The sequence below is a fragment of the Mesorhizobium sp. M7A.F.Ca.CA.002.15.2.1 genome, from assembly GCF_003998715.1.
GTDB classification, from domain to species: Bacteria; Pseudomonadota; Alphaproteobacteria; order Rhizobiales; family Rhizobiaceae; genus Mesorhizobium; species Mesorhizobium ciceri.
Genome location: NZ_RZPI01000472.1, coordinates 1 through 4,480, shown reverse-complemented (window position 1 = coordinate 4,480; position 4,480 = coordinate 1). Strand labels below are relative to the sequence as shown.

Genomic DNA, 4,480 nt, shown 5'->3' with positions numbered 1-4,480 from the left:
GCGTCGATCCACAGGCGCGGCTGCAAGCCGGACGAGACGACAAAGTCGAAATTGTCCATGTCGGCCGGAACATCGGCAAAAACCGGCGCCAGCTCGGCGGCAAGCAGATCGAGGCGCATGCGATGCGCCTCGCGCATGTCGACGACGACATCGTCGCGGTCGGCGAAGGCATTTTTGACATCACGGATGGCATCGGACAGTTTCTTCGACTGGTCGATGGTCTTCTCGCCTGCTTCCTTCATCGGCGTCTGCCTCGTGGGTTTGGTTAACACTGGGTTAACACAGCCGCCGGCAAAATGCACTGGCGAGATCGACGGCGTCGGGGTGCTCAGGAGGGTCGTCGTGCGCGAAAAGGTCAGCTGGCTGCGGCGGCGAATTTCTGGCGGTGCGGCCTGGCGCGGCGGCTGGTGTTGCGGCGAATGATCTCGGCAACGAGGTCGGGTGCTTCCTCGGCCAGCATATGGCCCGCCTCCAGCACGTGGTGCACGTGAAAATGCGCCGGCAGGTCATCCGCCTGGGTAAAGGGCAGCACCGCATCGCTGGTTCCCCATGCCACCATTACCGGCATGTTCAGCCGATCGAGGCGATCGTGCGGGATGACGCCTTGCCGATCGTCCACGGTCATGGCGGCCGCGATCCCGACCAGCTTTTCGAGTTGGCCGGGTCGCCTGCGCATTTCCCAAAGGATGTCCACCGTATGTTCGAGCGGCAGGGCAGAAGGTCCCGACATCTGGGAGAGGCAGGAGCGGATCTCGGACCGATCCGCGGCTTCGGCATAGCGGCGCAACAGCGGCCCGTTGATTTCGGGGCCAAGGCCGCCCGGCGCCAGAAGCGTCAGCGAGGCTATCTTTTCGGGCTCGGCCAGCGCCATCAGCGCCGCCACGGCACCACCCATCGAGTGGCCCACGAGATGAACGCGCTTCAGCCGACGCTCCGAGAGGTCGGTCAGCACGGCCTTGGCCGCCACCCTGGCCGGACCGGCGGCGGGAAAGTCGAGCGACATCCCATGCCCAGGCAGATCATAGGCCAGCGTATGCGTGGAAGGCGTCAGGGCGGAAATCACCTCGCGCCATACATCGTGGCAGCCGCCGAAACCGTGCAGCAGGACGATGGCCTTCGAGCCAACACCCTCTTCGGCGGCAAAAAGTGATGCGGTCATGAAAGCTGATTTTTTGTTATTGCAGAATGCGCGACACCAATCGTGGCTGAATTGCTCCTAGTCCGACATGATGACCAGTAAAATTTTCGCGATTTGTACGGTTGTGTACAGAACTTGGGGATCAACCGGCATTCGGCGATCGGAGCGCAGTAAATCCATCGGGACACGGCGCAGCCAGTGCGCGGACGTCGATGATGTCAGCTCGGGCTGCCGAGCCCGGCAGCGCGCAGCGCCTGAACCAGCCGGTCGGTCAGGTCGGCCGGATATTTCCGCTCGACGAAAGTCGCCCGCGGATCGGCGGCAAATTTGGGGAACTCGGTGGTCAACTGTTTCAGCAGCGTGCTCACCAGATGGTCCTGTCCGGCAGCCTTGGCGCCGATCAGCCGTGCCGCCAGATAGTGTGATTTCGTTGCGGTCGTTCTCAGTGCCATGCTGGCCGCGACTGCCTTGTTCGTGTCGCCGAGCATGAGCTCACCGACGAACAGCCCATAGTCCCACCATGTCGGGTGTCCGCTGAAGGTCTCCGCCGCATGATCGAGGATCGGCGTTCCCTCGGCGTAGCGTCCGGCGAAGATCAGCCCGTAACCGTAAGCGGCGGCCATGCCGAGATCGTAGGGGTTGAGTTCATAGGCCTTGCGCATCCAGCGGATTGATTCGTCCGTATTGCCGAGGTGCGAACTGACATAGCCGTAGGCGCGATGCGCATAAGGGCTGGTCGGACCCATCTGCACGCCGCGATGGGCAAACTCGACGGCTGTTTCAATCGTCGCGTTGGGCGGATAGGCGTAATGATCGGACACCGCCTCGAGATGCAGGGAAGCAAGTTCCGAATAGACGAGCGAGGACTTGGTTCCACCATTGGCCAGCTTCTCGAGGCAACGATAGGCCGCCTCATGGGTCCTGGCGTTCTGGTCGAGGTAATATTTGCCGTTGAGCAGCAGGCACTGCGTCAGACCGTTTGGCGTGCCGGTCTGCTCGATATAGTTGTAGATGGTGCCGGAGGCGGGGAGTGCCGAGCTCAGCATGTCGGCAATACGGTCTTCGACCGCCGCAGGTGCGCTGTCGGCAGGGGTGAGATTGCGCGATAGAAGCACCCGTCCGGACGCCATGCTTTGCAGTTCTATCGTGATATCGCCCGCGTCCGGTCCGGGCAGGATGTCGAATATGAAGCTCGCAGCGTCGTCGGCTGGATCGTTGACGGTGTCGCGGCCGATGAAGTCGATCGTATCGAAGCCACTCAGGCCGGCGCGCAGCGATGCGGCGACACGGCTGGCGTCGGAGCCGTCAGCCTTGAGTCCGATATAGACTTGCGGCAGGGCGTCAGCCCTTGCCGACGATGTGATGCTTGCGGTTGCGCCAGCGGTCTCCGGCGTTGCCGAGATGTCGCCGCCTGCCAGCAAGGCAGTGCTGCCCTGGCGAAGGATCAGTACGCCCAGCATGGCGATGACCAGGGCGATCGCCATCCAGAAAAAGCGGAGATGGCGCGCCACCGAGGGGGCAGGCGAAGTCGGTACGGAAGTCAGAGACATCGCCTCCGGCGTGCCCGTGCCGGCTTCGTTTGACCGATCGGCGGATGCGGCGCCGTCCAGCCTGAGTTCGGGAACAGCCTCGGCAATATCCGGCAGGCGGATCGCATTCGATTCATAGGCAGGAACATAGCCGCCGCGCGGAATGGCGATGCGGACCGGTTCGGCAATTCCCTCATTGGCGAAATAGTGCTGCAGAAGCTCGCGCAGCCTGCCTGCCTGCACCCGCACCACGGCATCGGTGGACGGGTCGAAATCGCCGTCCTTGCCGAAAACATCCATGGCAATGGAAAAGCCCTTGAGCCTGTCGGCTTCGCCGGCCTGTTCACGTTCGACAAGATAGCGTAGCAGCTTGCGCGCGCGTTCGGATCGGCCGAACGTTTGGCTGGCAAGCAGTCGCTCCAGTGTCTCGCGCACTGCGGGGGCGGCAGGCGTGGCATGCTGCAAGTGTCGATCCTCTCGAAGTCGGCACAGGTTGAGGCGCGATCATATAGGTCCCGCACCACCACACAAGTATACACCCCATTATGCGATCACGTACCCACCGGATAATTCCGCGGTGGTTAACGGCCCGAAAGGTCGGAACCGATCACCAGATTGGACGGTTCCGATCTTTGTTCCCGTCGGGCGTCAGCCGGCTTTTTTGCCGACGATACGGTTGGCGGCGGACATCACTGCTTCCAGCGAGGCGGCGACGATGTTGGTGTTGATGCCTGCGCCGAACAGCTTGCCGCCGGGATATTCCATCTCGACATAGGAAATGGCCGACGCGTTCGAGCCGCGCTGCATCGAGTGCTCGGAATAGTCGAGCACCGACATCTCGACACCGAGATGACGTGACAGCGCATCGACGAAGCCGTCGATCGGGCCGGTGCCTGTGCCCGATATCGTCAGTTCCTTGCCGTTGTCGAGGATGACCGCCTCGACGACGCGCCGGCCCTTGATCTCGGTGCTGGGATAGGTGTGGTGATCGAGGAATTTCAGCCGCGCGCCGGGCTGGTCGACATAGGTCTCGAGAAAGCGCTCGTAGATGCGCCTGGCCGGCACTTCCTTGCCCTCGGCATCGGTGATCGCCTGGATTTCCTGGCTGAACTCGATCTGCAGGTTGCGCGGCAAATTGAGGCCGTAATCGGCCTGCAGCACATAGGCGATGCCGCCCTTGCCGGACTGCGAATTGATGCGGATGATGGCTTCGTAGCTGCGTCCGACATCGGCCGGGTCGATCGGCAGATAGGGCACTTCCCACAGACTCGTATTGGCCTTCTTCAGCGCCTTCATGCCCTTGTTGATGGCATCCTGGTGCGAACCGGAAAAGGCGGTGTAGACGAGTTCGCCGACATAGGGGTGGCGCTCGGGGATCTTCAACTGGTTCGAATATTCATAGACGTCCTTCATCCGGTTGATGTCCGAGCAGTCGATCAACGGATCGACACCTTGCGTGTACATGTTCAGCGCCAGCGTGACGATGTCGACATTGCCGGTGCGCTCGCCATTGCCGAACAGCGTGCCTTCGACACGGTCGGCGCCGGCCATCAGGCCGAGCTCGGTGGTGGCGATGCCGGTGCCGCGGTCATTGTGCGGATGCAGCGAGACCAGCAGGTTCTCCCGGTTGTCGAGGTTGCGGCACATCCACTCGATGCGATCGGCATAGATGTTGGGTGTCGACATCTCGACCGTCGAGGGCAGGTTGATGATCAGCTTGTTGTCAGCGGTCGGCCTGACGATCTCGGTGACGGCGTTGCAGATCTCCAGCGCAACTTCCAGCTCGGTGCCGGTAAAGCTTTCCGGCGAATAC

3 protein-coding genes and 1 pseudogene are annotated in these 4,480 nt (G+C 62.1%); all 4 read right to left on the bottom strand.

The window, feature by feature from the left end:
* Positions 1-242 (bottom strand): annotated as a pseudogene (locus ENZ74_RS22970) (hypothetical protein); the annotation flags it as partial.
* Between the two features lie 113 nt (positions 243-355).
* The gene (locus ENZ74_RS22965) at positions 356-1,159 is read right to left on the bottom strand and encodes an alpha/beta fold hydrolase (RefSeq protein ID WP_024504511.1); all 804 of its coding nucleotides are present in this window, start codon (positions 1,157-1,159) and stop codon (positions 356-358) included.
* Between the two features lie 197 nt (positions 1,160-1,356).
* A complete protein-coding gene (locus ENZ74_RS22960; protein WP_063168867.1) occupies positions 1,357-3,132 on the bottom strand; it encodes a hypothetical protein in 1,776 nt (591 codons plus the stop codon).
* 183 nt (positions 3,133-3,315) lie between these two features.
* Positions 3,316-4,480 (bottom strand): 2-isopropylmalate synthase (locus tag ENZ74_RS22955; protein WP_127313004.1); only part of this gene is annotated, 1,165 nt, incomplete at its 5' end.